At 65.0% G+C, this 17,230-nt stretch carries 11 protein-coding genes and 1 other RNA gene; 4 read left to right on the top strand and 8 right to left on the bottom strand.

All coding sequences use genetic code 11. The features are described from left to right. Positions 1 to 49 precede the first annotated feature (49 nt). A complete protein-coding gene (locus tag ACYUME_RS18110) occupies positions 50 to 808 on the top strand; it encodes a substrate-binding periplasmic protein (protein WP_460416136.1) in 759 nt (252 codons plus the stop codon). Between the two features lie 639 nt (positions 809 to 1,447). Here ACYUME_RS18110 and ACYUME_RS18115 read toward each other — a convergent pair. After that, positions 1,448 to 1,954: a DUF2938 domain-containing protein gene (locus ACYUME_RS18115; protein ID WP_460419386.1), complete on the bottom strand. Its 507-nt coding sequence runs from the start codon at positions 1,952 to 1,954 to the stop codon at positions 1,448 to 1,450. A gap of 84 nt (positions 1,955 to 2,038) precedes the next feature. On the opposite strand from ACYUME_RS18115, the gene ACYUME_RS18120 reads away from it, so the two are divergent. Further along, positions 2,039 to 2,443, top strand: a complete 405-nt coding sequence (locus tag ACYUME_RS18120) for a helix-turn-helix domain-containing protein (protein WP_460416138.1) — start codon at positions 2,039 to 2,041, stop codon at positions 2,441 to 2,443. 30 nt (positions 2,444 to 2,473) lie between these two features. Here ACYUME_RS18120 and ACYUME_RS18125 read toward each other — a convergent pair whose 3' ends face one another. The 7 genes from ACYUME_RS18125 to ACYUME_RS18155 all read right to left on the bottom strand — a co-directional run bounded on the left by ACYUME_RS18125 (position 2,474) and on the right by ACYUME_RS18155 (position 12,968). Further along, positions 2,474 to 4,423 carry a hypothetical protein gene (locus ACYUME_RS18125; RefSeq protein ID WP_460419388.1) on the bottom strand — a complete coding sequence of 650 codons (1,950 nt, stop codon included), beginning with the start codon at positions 4,421 to 4,423 and terminating at the stop codon, positions 2,474 to 2,476. A 23-nt stretch (positions 4,424 to 4,446) separates the two neighbouring features. After that, positions 4,447 to 4,842 carry a hypothetical protein gene (locus ACYUME_RS18130; protein ID WP_279887574.1) on the bottom strand — a complete coding sequence of 132 codons (396 nt, stop codon included), beginning with the start codon at positions 4,840 to 4,842 and terminating at the stop codon, positions 4,447 to 4,449. 163 nt (positions 4,843 to 5,005) lie between these two features. After that, an RNA gene (gene ffs, locus ACYUME_RS18135) (signal recognition particle sRNA small type) lies at positions 5,006 to 5,102 on the bottom strand. A gap of 188 nt (positions 5,103 to 5,290) precedes the next feature. After that, the gene (ligA, locus tag ACYUME_RS18140; protein WP_460416140.1) at positions 5,291 to 7,633 is read right to left on the bottom strand and encodes an NAD-dependent DNA ligase LigA; all 2,343 of its coding nucleotides are present in this window, start codon (positions 7,631 to 7,633) and stop codon (positions 5,291 to 5,293) included. A 100-nt stretch (positions 7,634 to 7,733) separates the two neighbouring features. Next, positions 7,734 to 8,612, bottom strand: coding sequence for a cell division protein ZipA (zipA, locus tag ACYUME_RS18145; protein WP_460416142.1), 879 nt, complete (start codon positions 8,610 to 8,612; stop codon positions 7,734 to 7,736). A gap of 204 nt (positions 8,613 to 8,816) precedes the next feature. Continuing rightward, a complete protein-coding gene (gene smc, locus ACYUME_RS18150) occupies positions 8,817 to 12,305 on the bottom strand; it encodes a chromosome segregation protein SMC (RefSeq protein ID WP_460416144.1) in 3,489 nt (1,162 codons plus the stop codon). A 3-nt stretch (positions 12,306 to 12,308) separates the two neighbouring features. Then, entirely contained in the window at positions 12,309 to 12,968 is a 660-nt protein-coding gene (locus ACYUME_RS18155; protein ID WP_279887570.1) for a GntR family transcriptional regulator, read from the bottom strand. 271 nt (positions 12,969 to 13,239) lie between these two features. Between ACYUME_RS18155 and xdhA the strand changes: the two genes are divergently transcribed. Beyond that, entirely contained in the window at positions 13,240 to 14,694 is a 1,455-nt protein-coding gene (xdhA, locus tag ACYUME_RS18160; RefSeq protein WP_460416146.1) for a xanthine dehydrogenase small subunit, read from the top strand. Then, positions 14,687 to 17,086: a xanthine dehydrogenase molybdopterin binding subunit gene (gene xdhB / locus ACYUME_RS18165; RefSeq protein WP_460416148.1), complete on the top strand. Its 2,400-nt coding sequence runs from the start codon at positions 14,687 to 14,689 to the stop codon at positions 17,084 to 17,086. Before xdhA ends, xdhB begins: the two co-directional genes overlap by 8 nt. Positions 17,087 to 17,230: the final 144 nt, after the last annotated feature.

Raw genomic sequence — 17,230 nt, forward strand, 5'->3', positions numbered from 1 at the left:
TCTAAGCTCATTGACGGGCACACGGACGATGAATCAGGGAGGATGAAGCGTGCGGCGAGTCCTGGTCATCCTGTTGCTATGGACCACCCATAGCCTGGCGCAGCAGCCGGTGCTGCGCTTTTCTGTCGCCGAAAGCTGGAGCATGCCGTTGATGCGCACCGAGGACCAGCAACCGGTGGAAGGGATCCTTTTCGAACTGATGCAGGCCATTGCCCGGGAGACCGACGCCCGCCCGCAATACCACGTGATGGCCCGCCTGCGCCTGCAGGAGGCCATGCAGGCCGGCGAAATCGACGTGCGCTGCTATGTCTCCACCCAGTGGCTGACCGACCGACCGGGCAACTACCTGTGGAGCATCCCCATCATCGAACAGCGCGACCTGTTGATCGGCCGCCCCGGCGACAGCGGTCCCACCCACCCGGAGGCACTGCCGCCCCAGGCCATCGGCACCGTGCTTGGGTACACCTACCCCACCCTGGAACCCCTGTTCAGCCAGGGACGTCTGCAGCGCGAGGACAGCCGTAACCAGTTGCTGGCCTTGCAAAAGCTCCAGGCTGGACGCTTTCGCCACGCAGTCAGCAACCAGCTGTCATTGCAGTGGTACAACCGCTCCCTGCCGCCGGGGCAACGCCTGCAAGCCTTGGCCGTGCTGGAAGAGCAAGCGCTGGGCTGCATGGTGCGCAACGATCCCCAATTACCGACCCAAGGTGTGCTCAGGGCGTTGGTGCGGATCAAGGAGTCCGGGGAGATGCAGCGGATTGTCGAGCGGTATACCGACGGCCAGGTCCTTCAAGGTGCTCGACGTTAGCGTTGCAGCGCCTATCAGATCGAGCGCCGCCCGCGCGGCGCATCGCGACGCAAGGCCGCTCCTACATCTGTTTCGGGCCAGTCAATCCTGTGCCATTACCGGGTCCGCCTTGTTGGTACGACGCGGTATCAGCGTGGGCACCACTGCCGCTCCACCTGTCTCAAGACATGCACCAAGGCGGGCAACCATGGCCTGACAGGTTCGGCACGTTGCAACAAATGTAGGAGCGGATTGTCGAGCGGTATACCGACGGCCAGGTCCTTCAAGGTGCTCGACATTAGCGTTGCAGCGCCTATCAGATCGAGCGCCGCCCGCGCGGCGCATCGCGACGCAAGGCCGCTCCTACATCTGTTTCGGGCCAGTCAATCCTGTGCCATTACCGGGTCCGCCTTGTTGGTACGACGCGGTATCAGCGTGGGCACCACTGCCGCTCCACCTGTCTCAAGACATGCACCAAGGCGGGCAACCATGGCCTGACAGGTTCGGCACGTTGCAACAAATGTAGGAGCGGCCTTGCGTCGCGATGCGCCGCGCGGGCGGCGCTCGATCTGATAGGCGCTGCAGGGATTGCGGCGGACACCTGGATGCCCTCACCCAAGACAAGCATGAGACAGGCTCCATTGGTCCAAACACTCCGGTTCAACCTGTCAACCCTCTCCGCACGCCTGCCAACACTACCGCACTCAGGAACAGGCCTAAACCGAACACGCCATGCGTGGCCAGGCTACGCAGGCAGCTCTTGAGCGGCGTCGGGGTACGGGTGGCGAAATACCCCGCCCCAAACGCAGGCTGCACCACACACAACGGTACAAGCACCGAGACGATTCCAAACAGCAAGGCTGGCCACAGTGTCGGCCCCTGCAACCACCCCTCCCCTGCAACAGCCACCAGCAGCGCCGCAAACACCAGCCCCGTGGCGTAGTGGAGCACCCAGCCCCACGCCAGCTCCCACCTGACCGGTGCAGCCTTGCCGATTGCGGCATGCCGCCAGCGCCCCGCGAACAGGTGGCCCGCCCAGCGCCCGACCATTGCGTAGTTCAGGGTGGTGACGCCCACGCGCCTGAGCAGCAGGGTCCACAGGTCCATGACCAGAGTGGCGCCGATGCCGATAAACAGAATGGAAAGCACGAGAGAAGAAACAGTCATGTCGAAAGCCCTTGGCAGATTGACGGAGAGGTCGATGCCGAGCAGCATGCAAGTTGAAGTCAACTTCAAGTCAAGGGAGCCGCGATGGACATTGCCGATGTCGCCAGGCGCACCGGAGTGCCGGCGTCGACACTGCGTTACTACGCGAACAAGGGGCTGCTGAAATCACTCGCTGGCCATGGCCAGCGCCGGCAATTTCCAGTGGATACACCCGAGCGTCTGGCCCTGATCGCCCTGGGTCAGGCAGCAGGCTTCTCGCTGGACGAAGTGGCGGCGATGCTGGACGAACAACAGGTCGATCGGCAGTTGCTACTGGCCAAGGCAGACGAGATCGACCGACGGATCAAACGCTTGCAGGCGATGAGCAAAGGTCTGCGGCATGCGGCGGTATGCCCCGAAGAAAACCACCTGCAGTGCTCGACTTTCCAGCGATTGATGCAGGTGTCAGCCAGCAAGGGCAAGCGTGGCAGTCGCCTTGCCCCGCGATAAGGCCCGCCAGACCAGAATACGACGGTGGGGTCAGTAGCCGTGCAGCTCGCGGAACGGCTGGCCCTTGTGGTAGTTGATCCACTCTTCCACGTCATACGGCAGATACAACTGCCGACGCGCCCGCGACAGGGCGATGTACACCGCGCAGATCCGCGCATCGAAGGCGTAGGCGTCCTTGAAGCGCTGGGTGGTCATCAGCTCCGGCGTCAACAACACCTGATCGAACTCCAGGCCACCGGCCTCCTCGGCCATCAACAGCGTGAGGCTGGCAGGCTGCGCGGCGACGCGCGCATCCAGGCCAGTCAGGTCGGCGAGTTTGAACCCCGCCTCCAGCCGCGCCTCGACCCATTGGAACGCGGCATCGAAACGTTCGGACTCACGCACCTGCTGCCAGTCGAGCAGGTGCGCGAAGTACGCATGCGGCCCTTCAGCGTCCTGTCCGGGCGCATAGAACGCGGCCCTGAACAGGCCGATCGCGGTGACCATGAAACGGCGCATGTCCGGCCAGTCGGGGAAGTTCAGCAGGCAGTTGGACTCGGCCATTTCCATGGCCCAGCGCATCGTGTCCCAGCGCGAGGCGGTCAGCACCACGCAGCCCTCGGGCGGGATGAAACCCTCGGGGAAGTGCTCGATACCGACATCGACATGCCGCGCCGCCTCGAACGCGACCTTGGACTTCTTCGAGTGCATACCGATCAACGGGTTGATCAGGCGCTCCACCCTGGGCCCGGAGCGCACGGCGAAGGCCATGTCCTTCTGCCGCACCTGACGCTCGCGCCTGACCACCTCGCCGGCGGCTTTCTGGTATTCGTCACCCAGGGTGATCAGCACCTGGCGGCCACGCTCGATGAGCTGCAGCAGCGAGGCCGGCACGTCCTGACTCTCGTCGATGATCACGTGGCTGAAACGCCCGGGCACGCTACAGCCGCCCAGGCTGGCCCGCTTGAGCATCAGCAACGCCTCGAACCCGGTCTGCGCGCCCCAGGTCGGCTGCGCCTCCAGGTAACGCCACAGGCGACTGGCGTACTCGAGCAGCACCTGGGCATCGAGGCCGGACAGCGCCTGGCGAAAATGCGGCAGGTGGCGGCTGGACAGGCTGTAGTCCCGCGACTCGCAATAGTTGCGCAGCACTTCCAGGCAGATATCCAGGGCATGCTCGGCGTCGTACTCGCGCAGCCCGACGATCCCCAGCTCTTCGGCCAGCCGGCGCTTGCCGGGACCGCGCGGCGCCGTTCGGGCGGAAACCGGCCGGGTATCCTTGAGCAGGGCCCGGGCGAACTGGCCGAAGGTCATGCCGACCTTCGCCTGGACATCCAGCCCCATGCGCCGACGCAGGGTACCGAGCTTGGCCGGCGTGCGTGCCAGGGCCAGTACCCGGCCACGGGGCAGGCATTCCATCAGCGCGCCGAGCAGGTAGCTCTTGCCGATCCCGGCATAGCCCTGCACATGGATGTCCTCGTCGAGATTGGCCTGGATGACCTTGAGCAACTTGTCCTGCTCGACGGTCAGCCAACGCTCGGTATCGAAGCCGGTGGTCACCCGCTGGCTGAATGGATTGTCACCGTGATGCAGGCGAATGCGGTAGTCGAAATCCCACTTGCCGTCCGCCAGCAGGTACTCCCGCGCCTGCACCTGTTCGGCATCGAGCAGCCGCAGTTTGGAGCCCTTGATCACCTCGAGGCCGAAATAGAGCTTGCGCGCATCGAACAGTCGACGGGCCTCGGACAACAACCCTACACCAGGCGAGTGCGCGCCCTCGACCGCCCACGCCAACAGCTTGCCCAACACCTTCTCCGCCGCCCGCGCATCGACCGGCCCCTGCGCCTGGGCCAGGTTCTGGATCACCAGCACTGCCGCCAGCTCCGGCTCGCCCAGGGCGTCGAGCGCAGGCGCGCCCTCGGCCTGCAGCAAGCCTTGGCACACCTCTGCGGTGACCGGCAGGTACACCGGATGGGAAAAGTCGAAGTGCTCGGGCTGCATGTCGGTACGGGTCCGGGGATCACTCAAGGTTTGTCGGATTCAGCGGCCTGCCCCACCACCAGCTCGAAGCGGTAGGCCCCCAACGACCCCGCCATGTCGCCGGGATAGCTGGCACCCGCCTGCGGTGCATCGAGCACGCCATCGAGCTCATGCAGGGCCAGCTCCAGCAGCTTGCGCAAGTCACGCACCGACTGCGCCGACACCTGCACCTGCAGCTCGAAGGCCGCCGCGTCAGCCGTCACTGCCACCGGCACAGTTGCTGCTTCGAGGATGCGCTCATGCTCTTCTTCCATCTGGTCGAGGACCTGCGACAGCTCCAGCACGCGCTCGGGGCTGGCAGCCATCTGGTCCTTGATTTCCAGGCGGCGCAACTGCCACTCGCGGATCTTCTGGCGGGTGAGGTCGTCGACATGTTCCACGGTCGCTATCTCCTGGCCGAATGGGCTGACACGATGGGATGCATGATAAGGCGCTGCGCGGGATCGTGCAGGCGGAAAACGGTGCGAGGGTGTAAAGAAACGCGTCTGAAGGGCGACGCCTGACAGGTACGCCGGAAAATCCCTGCGCCCAAAATGGAGGCGGCCCCACCAGCCACACCCCGGCACTCGATGTTCCCGCTATGGCTGCTCCCTTCCGGGCCTGACCAGGTTAACGGGTAATCAATGCGGGGGGACCGATGGGGCCACCACGACGGCTCGTCAGCTGACGAGCCGCGCCATTGTACAGCGCCGGGGCGAAGTTACAACCTTTGATCGTGAAAAAACCATCATTTCTCAAGGACTTGTGGCAAATCTATCGCGGGGCAAGCCCGCTCCCACGCATCAGCACCCGTGGGAGCGGGCTTGCCCCGCGATAAGGCCGGTGGGTTCAGACGCTGATACCACGCTCCGCCAGGAAGCCCACGAAGGCCTCCTCGTCCATCACCGCAACGCCCAGCTCGCCGGCCTTGGCCAGCTTGGAACCGGCGCCGGGCCCGGCGACCACGCAGTGGGTCTTGCCGGACACGGAGCCCGCCACCTTGGCCCCCAGGCTTTCCAGCTTTTCCTTGGCGATGTCGCGGCTCATGCGCTCCAGGGTACCGGTCAGCACCCAGGTCTGGCCGGCCAGCGGCAAGCCTTCGGCAGACTTCTTCTCGCACGACCAGTGCATGCCGAAGTCCAGCAATTGGGCTTCGATGGCGCGTGCCAGCTGCTGGTTGGCCTCGACCTTGAAGAACTCGCGCACGCCTTCGGCCTGCTTGGTGTTCAGGGCCTGGCGCAGGTCGATGCCGTCGGCGGCGATGATCCGCTCCAAGGTGCCCAGCTTGTCCACCAGCTTCTCGGCGCCGGTCGGCCCGACCGAGGGGATGTCGAGCTTGGCGAGCATGCCGGCCAGCGTGGTGCTGGCGGCGAACTCGGCGGCCAGCTCACCCTCGTCCTGCAACTGCATGCCACTGGCCAGCAACTGCGCGATGACCTCACGGTTGTGCGCGTCCTCGAAGAAGTTGTGAATCTCGTGAGCAACCTCAAGGCCGATATCCGGCAGGTAGGTCAGCACCTGCGGCAACGCCACCTGCACCCGTGCCAGGCTACCCAGGGATCGAGCCAGGACCTTGGCGGTCTCCTCGCCGACATCGGGAATACCCAATGCATAGATGAAACGCGCCAGGCTCGGGCGTTTGCTGGCTTCGATGGCCGCCAGCAGCTTGTTGCTCGACACCTCGGCAAAGCCTTCCAGCGCTACCACCTGGTCGAAGGTCAGGTGGTAGAGATCGGCCGGCGAGCGGATCAGGTTCTCGTCGACCAATTGCTCGACGCTCTTCTCGCCCAGGCCGTCGATGTCCATGGCCCGGCGCGACACGTAGTGGATGATCGCCTGCTTGAGCTGGGCGGCGCAGCTCAGGCGCCCGACGCAGCGATACACCGCGCCTTCGCTGGTGGTCTCCTTGCCCTTGCTGCGCTTGACCAGCTGGGTGCGCTCGACCTGCGAGCCACACACCGGACACTCACTGGGCACCTGGACCGGGCGGGCACCTTCAGGACGGCGCTCGAGCACCACCTGCATCACCTGCGGGATCACGTCACCGGCACGACGGATGATCACCGTGTCACCGATACGCAGGCCCAGGCGGGCGATCTCGTCCATGTTGTGCAAGGTAGCGTTGGAGACGGTCACACCCGCTACCTTGACCGGCTTGAGACGCGCCACCGGCGTGACCGCGCCGGTGCGCCCAACCTGGAACTCGACATCGAGCACCTCGGTGAGCTCTTCCATGGCCGGGAACTTGTGGGCGATCGCCCAGCGCGGCTCGCGCGCACGGAAGCCCAATTCACGCTGCGACGCCAGGCTGTTGACCTTGAACACCACGCCGTCGATCTCATAGGGCAACTCGTTGCGGCGGGCCCCGATATCACGATAGTAGGCCAGGCATTCTTCGATACCGGCCGCATGGCGCAGCTCGCGACTGATCGGCAGCCCCCAGGTCTTGAGCTTCTCGAGAATACCGATATGGCTGTCGCCAAAGGGCTCGGACACCTGGCCGACGCCGTAGCAGCAGAATTCCAGTGGGCGGCTGGCGGTGATCTTCGAGTCCAGCTGACGCAGGCTGCCGGCCGCGGCGTTACGCGGGTTGGCGAAGGTCTTGCCACCGGCATCGGCCTGGGCGGCGTTGAGCTTTTCGAAACCGGCCTTGCTCATGTACACCTCGCCGCGCACCTCGAGCAGCGCCGGCCAGCCCTCTCCCTGCAGCTTGAGCGGGATGTTGCGCACAGTGCGCACATTGGTGCTGATGTCCTCTCCAGTGGTGCCATCACCCCGGGTGGCGCCCTGCACCAACTGGCCATCGCGGTACAGCAGACTGACCGCCAGGCCGTCGAGCTTCGGCTCGCAGCTGTAGTCCACCGCTGCCTGATCGCCGCCGGGCAAATCCAGGCCTTCCACCACGCGGCGAGCAAAGTCGCGCAGGTCGTCTTCCTCGAAGGCATTGCCCAGGCTGAGCATGGGCACTTCGTGACGGACCTGGCTGAACGCCGCCAGTGCCGCGCCACCGACGCGCTGGGTCGGCGAGTCCGGGGTCACCAGGTGCGGGTGCTCGGCCTCCAGCGCCTTGAGCTCGTTGAACAGGCGGTCGTATTCGGCATCGGGCACACTCGGTTCGTCGAGCACGTAGTAGCGGTAGTTGTGCTGGTCGAGTTCGGCGCGCAGGGCATGGATTCGGGATTCGGCGGTCATGGGTCGTCTTCTCTTGCAAAGCAAAAGAGCAGCCCCTGGCTGCTCTTTTGCTTGAATCATCGCGGCGCGGATCGAGGCTGGATCCGCCCGCTCGTACACATCAGCGTTTCTGGGTCAGGGCACGGCGCTCGAACTCGACGATGCGCTGGCGATAGTGCTCGATGGTCTGGGCAGTCAGCACGCTGCGCTGGTCGTCCTTGAGCTCACCGTTGAGCTCATGGGCCAGCTTGCGGGCGGCGGCGACCATCACGTCGAAGGCCTGCTTGGGATGACGCGGGCCGGGCAGACCGAGGAAGAAGCTCACCGCACGAGTGCTGAAGTGGTCAATGTCGTCCAGGTCGAACACGCCGGGCTTGACGGCGTTGGCCATGGAGAACAGCACTTCGCCGTGACCGGCCATGCTCTCGTGACGGTGGAAGATATCCATCTCACCGAAGCGCAGACCGCTTTCCAGGATGTTCTGCAGCAGGGCCGGGCCCTTGAAACCGCCTTCGTCACGGGAGATGACACTGATCACCAGTACTTCTTCGGCCGGCGGCAGCTCCTTGGCTGGCGCGGAGGAAGCACTGAAACCTGCGTTGCGGTTGTTGTCGGCGGCAAAGTCGTCGTCGCTGCCATCGAACAGATCCGGCTCACGCGGTTCCGCGGCCAGGTTCAGATCGCCCTGCTGCGGTTCGCTGTTGTTGCGCTTGCCGCGCTTGGACGCCTTGGCCGGCTTGGGCTCGCGCTCACGCACCGGGGCGCTGAGCGAAGGCAGGTCGCTTTCGTCCAGCTCGGGCTCCTTATGGGTTTCCAGCACCCGCGAGGGGCCCAGCACCTCGGCGCCGCCGTCGTCGTCCGGGGCGTTGGCGTAGCTACGGTCCAGGCGGAACTTCAACTTGCCCTTGCCGCCGCGCATGCGGCGCCAGCCGTCGAAAAGAATACCGGCGATGACAATGATGCCGATGACGATCAGCCACTCGCGCAGACCGATTTCCATGTAATCCCGTGCCTCTATAAAAATATGCTTGAAAACAAAGGCTTCAAAGGCCTTTAACACGTGGCGCCAACTCTATGTTCTGACAGGCGTTTTACCCACGCAAAAAACAAGTGACATAAAGCTAGCACGACCAAAGGCAACTTTACACCGTCTGTCGCACCTGCCTGGGGCTTTTACCTACATGATCATGCCTTTCTTTACCTTTTAGGCGTCGACCATGGCCATAGCTTCCTCCACATCAACTGCAACAAGACGTGAACAGCCCGGCTCGTGCATGGTCACCCCCATCAATTGATCGGCCATTTCCATGGCGATCTTGTTGTGAGTGATGTAGATGAACTGCACGGTTTCACTCATCTCCTTGACCAGGCGGGCATAACGCCCGACGTTGGCGTCGTCCAGCGGTGCGTCGACCTCGTCGAGCATGCAGAACGGCGCCGGATTCAGCTTGAAGATGGCGAACACCAATGCGAGCGCGGTCAATGCCTTCTCGCCACCGGACAGCAGATGGATGGTGCTGTTCTTCTTGCCCGGCGGACGCGCCATGATCGTCACCCCTGTATCGAGTAGATCTTCGCCCGTCAGTTCCAGATAAGCGCTGCCGCCACCGAAAACTTTTGGGAAAAGTGCCTGCAATCCGGCATTTATCTGATCAAAGGTATCCTTGAAGCGGTTACGGGTTTCCTTGTCGATCTTGCGAATGACGTTTTCCAGGGTCTCCAGCGCCTCGACCAGGTCGGCATCCTGGGCGTCCAGGTAGCGCTTGCGCTCGGACTGCTGCTCGTACTCTTCGATCGCCGCCAGGTTGATCGCGCCCAGGCGCTGGATGCGCGCCTCGAGCTGCTCGAGCGCCTGCTCGGTGCCCTGTTCGCTGGCATCGGCATCCAGCGTGGCGAGCACGCCCTGAAGATCGTAGCCGTCGGCGTGCAATTGCTCCTGCAGGGTCTTGCGACGCACGTCCAACCCCTGCGATTCAAGGCGCTGCTGCTCCAGCTGGCCGCGCAGCAGCATCGACTGCTGTTCGGCCTGGGTACGACGGCGCTCGGCGTCGCGCAGTTCGCGATCGGCTTCGTCCATGTGCAGGCGGGCCTGGCGCATTTCCTCGTCAACGCTCATGCGCCGCTCGAGCAACTCCTCGAGCTTCAGACGCAGCTCCTCCAGCGGCGCTTCGCCCTCCTCCAGGTTCAGGTTCAGTTGCTCCTGACGCTCGCTCAGGCGCGCGGCCTGCTGCTCCAGGCGCTCGAGGGCCTGGCGGGTGGAGTCGTGCTGGGCACGCAACGAGCCCTGGCGCACGGCCAGCTGGTGAGCATGATCCTTGTGCTGGCGGGCCTCCTGGCGAATACGGTCGAGTCCTTCGCGCAGGGTGTCGCGACGCGCCATCAAGGCCTCGCGCTGCTCGGTGTCGTGAGCCATCAGATCGAGGGCTTCCTGCAGCATCAGGCGTGCCTCGCCTAGCTGTTCGTGCTCGACAGCGCGCTGTTCCTGCAATTCAGCCTGTTCTTCCTGCAACCGACGCCGACGCAGCTCGACCTGCTCGGCCCGTGCCTGGCCAGCGGAAAGGCGCGCCTTGAGCTCACCGTGATGGCGGCTCTCGTCCTGGCTGCGCCGACGCAATTGCTCGCGCTGCTCTTCCTGATCGAGTTGCTGCTCGCGCAGGCGCTGGAGCAACGCATCCTGCTGCTCCAGCAGGGCTTCGTGCTCCAACTGCTCCTGTCCCAGGCGCTCGATTTCCTGGCCGCGGGCCAGCACGCCGCCCTGAGAGTCGCCGCCCCGACTGACCCGCAGAAAATGCCGCCCGACCCAGTAACCGTCGCGGCTGACCAGGCTGTGCCCGCCGCTCAGTGTCGAGCGCAGGGCCAGCGCCTGTTCCAGGGTTTCCACCGGCTTGACCTGCCCCAGCCAGGGCGAGAGATCGGTATGCCCCTCGACCTTGTCGAGCAGGCTGCCGGCAATCCGGACACCGTCACCGCCACCCAGCAGCAGGCGCAATTCGCCCTGCTCCAGCGTGCCGAAGTCGAGCGAGTCGAAGTCCTCGAGCAGTACCGCTTGCAGATCGGCGCCAAGCACCGTTTCCACCGCCAACTCCCAGCCCGGCTCGACTCGCAGGCCTTGCGCCAGGCGCGGGCGCTGCTCCAGGCCTTGCGCGCGCAGCCATTGGGCGGCGCCAACGCCGGGTTCGAGGGCCGCTTGCTGCAGGGCCTCCAGCGACGCCAGCCGACCGCCCAGACGCTGCAGGTCCCCCTGCTGTTGCTGCTGCGCCTGGGTCGCGTGCTGCAACTGCTCGCGCACGGCCTCGAGGCGTTCGACCACCTGCTGCTCTTGCACCTGCAAATCTTCGAGCGACAGCTCGCTGCTGGCCACCTGCTCGGCCAGGTCGAGCAGCTCGACGTCCTGCGGATCGGCACCTAGCTGCTCGCTCTCCTCGCCGAGCTTGCGCTGGCGCTCGGCCAGGCGCTCCAGGCTGGATTCGAGCTGCGCCAGTCGCGCCTGCTGCACTTCGGCCTGGCGGCGCGGCTCGGCGGAGCGAGTGTTGAAGCTGTCCCACTGCTCCTGCCAGGCGTGCATGCCCTGCTCGGCTTCCTCCAGGGTCGCCGCGGCCTCTTCGGCCGCCGCCAGGGTCATGCCCTGTTCCGGCTCGAGCATGGCCAGCTCTTCGCCGAGGGTCGCCAGCAAGGTGCGGTCGTGCCCCAGATGCGACTCGGTCTCCAGCCGGGTGCGCTCGGCCTCTTTCAGATCATCTTGCAACTGGCGCAGACGCTGCTGGCCATGCTGAATGCTCTGCTCGACCCGAGCGATATCACCGGCCACGGAGTAGAAGCGGCCCTGCACCTGGTTGAAGCGCTCGGACAGTTCATGGTGGCCATCGCGCAGCCGCTCGATGCTGGCGTCGGCATTGCGCTGCTCGGCCACCAGCGCCTCGAAGGCGATCTCCTGATCGCCGATCACCGTCTCGCGCTGGCGCACGCGCTCATCCAGGTCGCGCCAGCGCAAGGCTGCCAGACGCGCCTTGAGCTGGCGCTCCTCGGCCTTGTATTCGCGATACTTCTCGGCGGCCTGGGCCTGGCGGTGCAGGCGCTCGAGCTGGCGCTCCAGCTCTTCGCGCAGGTCGGTCAGGCGCGCCAGGTTCTCCTGGGTGCGACGGATACGGTTCTCGGTCTCGCGGCGGCGCTCCTTGTACTTGGAAATGCCCGCCGCCTCTTCGATGAAGTTGCGCAACTCCTCGGGCTTGGCCTCGATCAGCTTGCTGATCATGCCCTGCTCGATGATCGAATAACTGCGCGGCCCCAGGCCGGTCCCGAGGAAAATGTCGGTGATATCGCGGCGCCTGCACTTGGTGCCGTTGAGGTAGTAAGTGTTCTGACCGTCGCGGGTGACCTTGCGCCGGATCGAGATCTCGGCGTAGGCGGCGTACTCGCCGACCAGGGAGTTGTCGCTGTTGTCGAACACCAGTTCGATGCTGGCCTGGCTGACCGGCTTGCGACTGGTGGAGCCGTTGAAGATGACATCGGTCATCGACTCGCCCCGCAGGTTCTTCGCCGAACTCTCGCCCATCACCCAGCGCACCGCATCGATGATATTGGACTTGCCACAGCCGTTGGGGCCGACCACGGCGGCCATGTTGCTGGGGAAATTGACCGTGGTCGGGTCGACGAACGACTTGAACCCAGCCAGGCGAATGCACTTGAGGCGCATCGGTCAGGTCCGCGCCAGCGCCGCCAGCACCAGTTCGCAGCTGCGCTGGCAATAGGCGGCGAGCACCTCGCGGATGCGCGGCAGGTCACGGGCGACCACGGCTTCGAGCAGGCGGGCGAACAGCTCCAGGTAATCGATCATGTTGGCCTGGCGCTGATCGAGGGCGAGGTAATAGGCACGACTCATGGCCGGCTGCAGGTTCTCGACGGTTTCCTGCAAGTAGGGATTGTTCGCGAACGGGTAAGCCGCGCGCATCACCGCGAAGCTGTCGGCGACGAAGGTCTTGATGTCCTGCCTGGCGTGCGCCTGTTCCAGGCGATGCTGGATGTCCAGGAACGGGCGCAGGTCGCTTTCAGTGCGCCAATGCTGGGCGACGGAATTGCCCAGCAGGATATAGAACTCGCCCATCAGCGTGCACAGGCTGCGCACGCTGTTCTCGTCGAGTTCGGTCACATGGGCGCCACGTCGCGGCAAAATCGCCACCAGGTGACGACGTTCGAGGATGAGCAGCGCCTCGCGCACCGAGCCGCGGCTGACGTTGAGGGCCTGGGTGACCTTCTGCTCCTGGATGCGCTCGCCGGGCGCGAGTTCGCCGCGAATGATCCGCTCGGCCAGGTAGTGGGCAATTTGCTCGGAGAGGCTGTCCGGCGCCTTGAACGTCATGGTTTTCCTTCGAAATCTGGATGGCAGTGCACAAGGGCGCGATTGTAGCGCACTTGCCAGGCCCTCGCGCAGCAGGACGACGTGCTTTGTGCGACTGCCGGGTCAACTTTCCCACGCGGCGCGAACTATGCTTTGAAAAGGCTCCTTGAGGCAGTTCGGAAGGGGCTCGAGCAAAATCTTGACCTTTGAGTCAGAAATTTATTGACCACGAGGTCAGGCGTTGCTTAGAGTCCGCCCGAACAACAATAAAACCATTGCGAGGCCCTCCCCCGTGATCCAGTTTCTCGTCAACCAGGAGCTGCGCAGCGAGCACGCCCTGGACCCGAACATGACGGTGCTGCAATACCTGCGCGAGCACCTGGGCAAACCCGGCACCAAGGAAGGCTGCGCCAGCGGCGACTGCGGCGCCTGCACCGTGGTCGTCGGCGAACTCGTCCAGGACGATAACGGCGGCGACGGTATCCGCTACCGAAGCCTCAATTCGTGCCTGACGTTCGTGTCTTCGCTGCACGGCAAGCAGCTGATCAGCGTCGAGGGCCTCAAGCACCAGGGCGAGCTGCACAGCGTGCAGAAAGCCATGGCCGACTGCCATGGTTCGCAGTGCGGTTTCTGTACCCCCGGTTTCGTCATGTCGCTGTTCGCCCTGCAGAAGAACAGCCAGGGCCACGACCTGCACCAGGCCCAGGAGGCCCTGGCCGGCAACCTGTGCCGCTGCACCGGCTACCGACCGATCCTGGCCGCCGCCGAGCAGAGCTGCGCCCAACCCTGTCGCGACCAGTTCGACGCCCAGCAGGCGCAGACCATCGCTCGCCTCAAGGCCATCGCCCCGCAACAGACCGGCGAGCTCAACAGCGGCGACAAGCGCTGCCTGGTGCCGCTGACCGTGGCCGACCTGGCCGACCTGTACAGCTCGCACCCCGAGGCGCGCCTGCTGGCCGGCGGCACCGACCTGGCGCTGGAGGTCACCCAGTTCCACCGCACCCTGCCGGTGATGATCTACGTCGGCCATGTCGCCGAGCTCAAGCGTATCGACAAAACCGCCACCCATCTGGAAATCGGCGCCGCCACCCCGCTGACCGACTGCTACACCGCGCTCAACGAGGACTACCCCGACTTCGGCGACCTGCTGCACCGCTTCGCCTCGCTGCAGATCCGCAACCAGGGCACCCTGGGCGGCAACATCGGCAACGCCTCGCCGATCGGCGACTCGCCCCCCCTGCTGATCGCCCTCGATGCGCAGATCGTCCTGCGCCAGGGCGAGCGCCAGCGTACCCTGGCCCTGGAAGACTACTTCATCGACTATCGCATCACCGCGCGCCAGGACAGCGAGTTCATCGAGAAGATCATCGTGCCGCGCGCCAGCAGCGACTGGGCGTTCCGTGCCTACAAGGTGTCCAAGCGCCTGGACGACGATATCTCCGCCGTGTGCGCGGCCTTCAACCTGAGCATCGAGAACGGCGTGGTCAGCGGCGTGCGCATCGCCTTCGGCGGCATGGCGGCGATCCCCAAGCGCGCCCGCGCCTGCGAAGCCGCGCTACGCGGCAAGGCCTGGAACCAGGCCAGCATCGAGCGTGCCTGCCAGGCCCTGGCCGAGGACTTCACCCCGCTCAGCGACTTCCGCGCCAGCCGCGAGTACCGCCTGCTGACCGCGCAGAATTTGCTGCGCAAGTACTTCATCGAACTGCAATCGCCGCACATCGAAACCCGGGTGACCGCCTATGTCTAACCATCACGCCGTCAAGAGCCAGGCCGAGATGGCCGCACTGTTCAGCCAGGACCTGACCACCGGGGTCGGTCGCAGCCTCAAGCACGACAGCGCCGACAAGCATGTGGCGGGCGAGGCGGTGTACATCGACGACCGCCTGGAATTCCCCAACCAGCTGCACGTCTATGCCCGCACTGCGGACCGCGCCCATGCGCGCATCCTGCGCATCGACACCACGCCCTGCTACCAGTTCGAGGGGGTGCGCATCGCCATCACCCACGAGGACATCCCGGGGCTCAAGGACATCGGCCCGGTGGTGGCCGGCGACCCGCTGCTGGCCATCGACAAGGTCGAGTTCTTCGGCCAGCCGGTGCTCGCCGTGGCCGCCGCCGACCTCGACACCGCCCGTCGCGCCGCCATGGCCGCCATCGTCGAGTACGAGGACCTGGAACCGGTGCTGGACGTGGTCGAAGCCCTGCGCAAGAAGCACTTCGTGCTCGACAGCCACACCCACCAGCGCGGCGACTCGGCCGCCGCCCTGGCCAGCGCCCCGCACCGTATCCAGGGCAGCCTGCACATCGGCGGCCAGGAGCACTTCTACCTGGAAACCCAGATCAGCTCGGTGATGCCCGGCGAAGACGGCGGCATGATCGTCTACTGCTCCACGCAGAACCCCACCGAGGTGCAGAAGTTGGTCGCCGAGGTGCTCGACGTGCCGATGCACAAGATCGTCGTCGACATGCGCCGCATGGGCGGTGGCTTCGGCGGCAAGGAGACCCAGGCCGCAAGCCCCGCCTGTCTGTGCGCGGTGATCGCGCGCCTGACCGGCCAGCCGACCAAGATGCGCCTGCCCCGCGTCGAAGACATGATGATGACCGGCAAGCGCCACCCGTTCTACGTCGAGTACGACGTCGGCTTCGACGACACTGGCCGCCTGCACGGGATCAACTTCGACCTGGCCGGCAACTGCGGCTACTCACCCGACCTGTCCGGCTCGATCGTCGACCGCGCCATGTTCCACTCCGACAACGCCTACTACCTGGGCGACGCCACGGTGCACGGCCACCGCTGCAAGACCAACACCGCCTCCAATACCGCCTACCGCGGTTTCGGCGGACCACAGGGCATGGTCGCCATCGAGCAGGTGATGGACCATATCGCCCGCCACCTGGCCCTCGACCCGCTGGCCGTGCGCAAGGCCAACTACTACGGCAAGACCGAGCGCAACGTCACCCACTACTACCAGACCGTCGAGCACAACATGCTCGAGGAGATGACCGCCGAGATCGAGGCGAGCAGCGACTACCATGAACGCCGCGAGTCGATCCGCCGCTTCAACGCCAACAGTCCGGTACTGAAGAAAGGCCTGGCGCTGACCCCGGTGAAGTTCGGCATCTCGTTCACCGCCACCTTCCTCAACCAGGCCGGTGCCCTGATCCACATCTACACCGACGGCAGCATCCACCTCAACCACGGCGGCACCGAGATGGGCCAGGGCCTGAACACCAAGGTCGCCCAGGTGGTGGCGCAGGTGTTCCAGGTCGATTTCAACCGCATCCAGATCACCGCCACCAACACCGACAAAGTACCCAACACCTCTCCGACCGCGGCCTCCAGCGGCGCCGACCTGAACGGCAAAGCCGCGCAGAACGCCGCCGAAATCCTCAAGAAGCGCCTGACCGAGTTCGCCGCCCGGCATTACAACGTGACCGAGGAAGACGTCGAATTTCGCAATGGCCATGTGCGCATGCGCGACCAGATCGTCAGCTTCGAGCAACTGGTGCAGCAGGCGTACTTCGCCCAGGTGTCGCTGTCGACCACCGGCTTCTATCGCACGCCGAAGATCTTCTACGACCGCGCCCAGGCCCGTGGCCGGCCGTTCTATTACTACGCCTTCGGCGCCGCCTGCGTGGAAGTGATCGTCGACACCCTGACCGGCGAGTACAAGATGCTGCGCGCCGATATCCTGCACGACGTTGGCGACTCGCTGAACCCGGCCATCGATATTGGCCAGGTCGAGGGCGGCTTCGTCCAGGGCATGGGCTGGCTGACCACCGAGGAGCTGGTGTGGAACGCCAAGGGCAAGCTGATGACCAACGGCCCGGCCAGCTACAAGATCCCGGCGGTGGCCGACATGCCGATCGACATGCGCGTCAAGCTGGTGGAGAACCGCAAGAACCCCGAGGACACGGTGTTCCATTCCAAGGCCGTGGGCGAGCCACCGTTCATGCTCGGCATCGCCGCCTGGTGCGCGATCAAGGACGCCGTGGCGAGCATCGCCGACTACCGCGTGCAGCCCGAGATCGACGCGCCGTCGACGCCGGAGCGAGTGCTGTGGGGCTGCGAGCAGATGCGCAAGGCGATGGCTGCTACGCAGCCTGTGGAGCCCGCATTGGAAACCGTCACCCACTGACAACGCGGGACCCTGTAGGAGCGGCCTTGCCGAGGCGTCGGACCGGTCGGAAAGGGGCGCGCAGCGGCCCCACGATCTGTGCCGCAATCAAGATTTCTGGGGCTGCTACGCAGCCCTTTCGCGACACAAGGCCGCTCCTACAGG

Source organism: Pseudomonas sp. microsymbiont 2 (genome assembly GCF_054788395.1).

Excerpts from the sequence above, each read along its gene's own strand:
- ACYUME_RS18120 (WP_460416138.1), top strand. The coding sequence starts at position 2,039 with ATGGACATTGCCGATGTCGCCAGGCGCACCGGAGTGCCGGCGTCGACA.
- xdhB (WP_460416148.1), top strand. The coding sequence starts at position 14,687 with ATGTCTAACCATCACGCCGTCAAGAGCCAGGCCGAGATGGCCGCACTG.
- smc (WP_460416144.1), bottom strand. The coding sequence starts at position 12,305 with ATGCGCCTCAAGTGCATTCGCCTGGCTGGGTTCAAGTCGTTCGTCGAC.
- ligA (WP_460416140.1), bottom strand. The coding sequence starts at position 7,633 with ATGACCGCCGAATCCCGAATCCATGCCCTGCGCGCCGAACTCGACCAG.
- ACYUME_RS18125 (WP_460419388.1), bottom strand. The coding sequence starts at position 4,423 with ATGCAGCCCGAGCACTTCGACTTTTCCCATCCGGTGTACCTGCCGGTC.
- ACYUME_RS18155 (WP_279887570.1), bottom strand. The coding sequence starts at position 12,968 with ATGACGTTCAAGGCGCCGGACAGCCTCTCCGAGCAAATTGCCCACTAC.
- ACYUME_RS18115 (WP_460419386.1), bottom strand. The coding sequence starts at position 1,954 with ATGACTGTTTCTTCTCTCGTGCTTTCCATTCTGTTTATCGGCATCGGC.
- zipA (WP_460416142.1), bottom strand. The coding sequence starts at position 8,612 with ATGGAAATCGGTCTGCGCGAGTGGCTGATCGTCATCGGCATCATTGTC.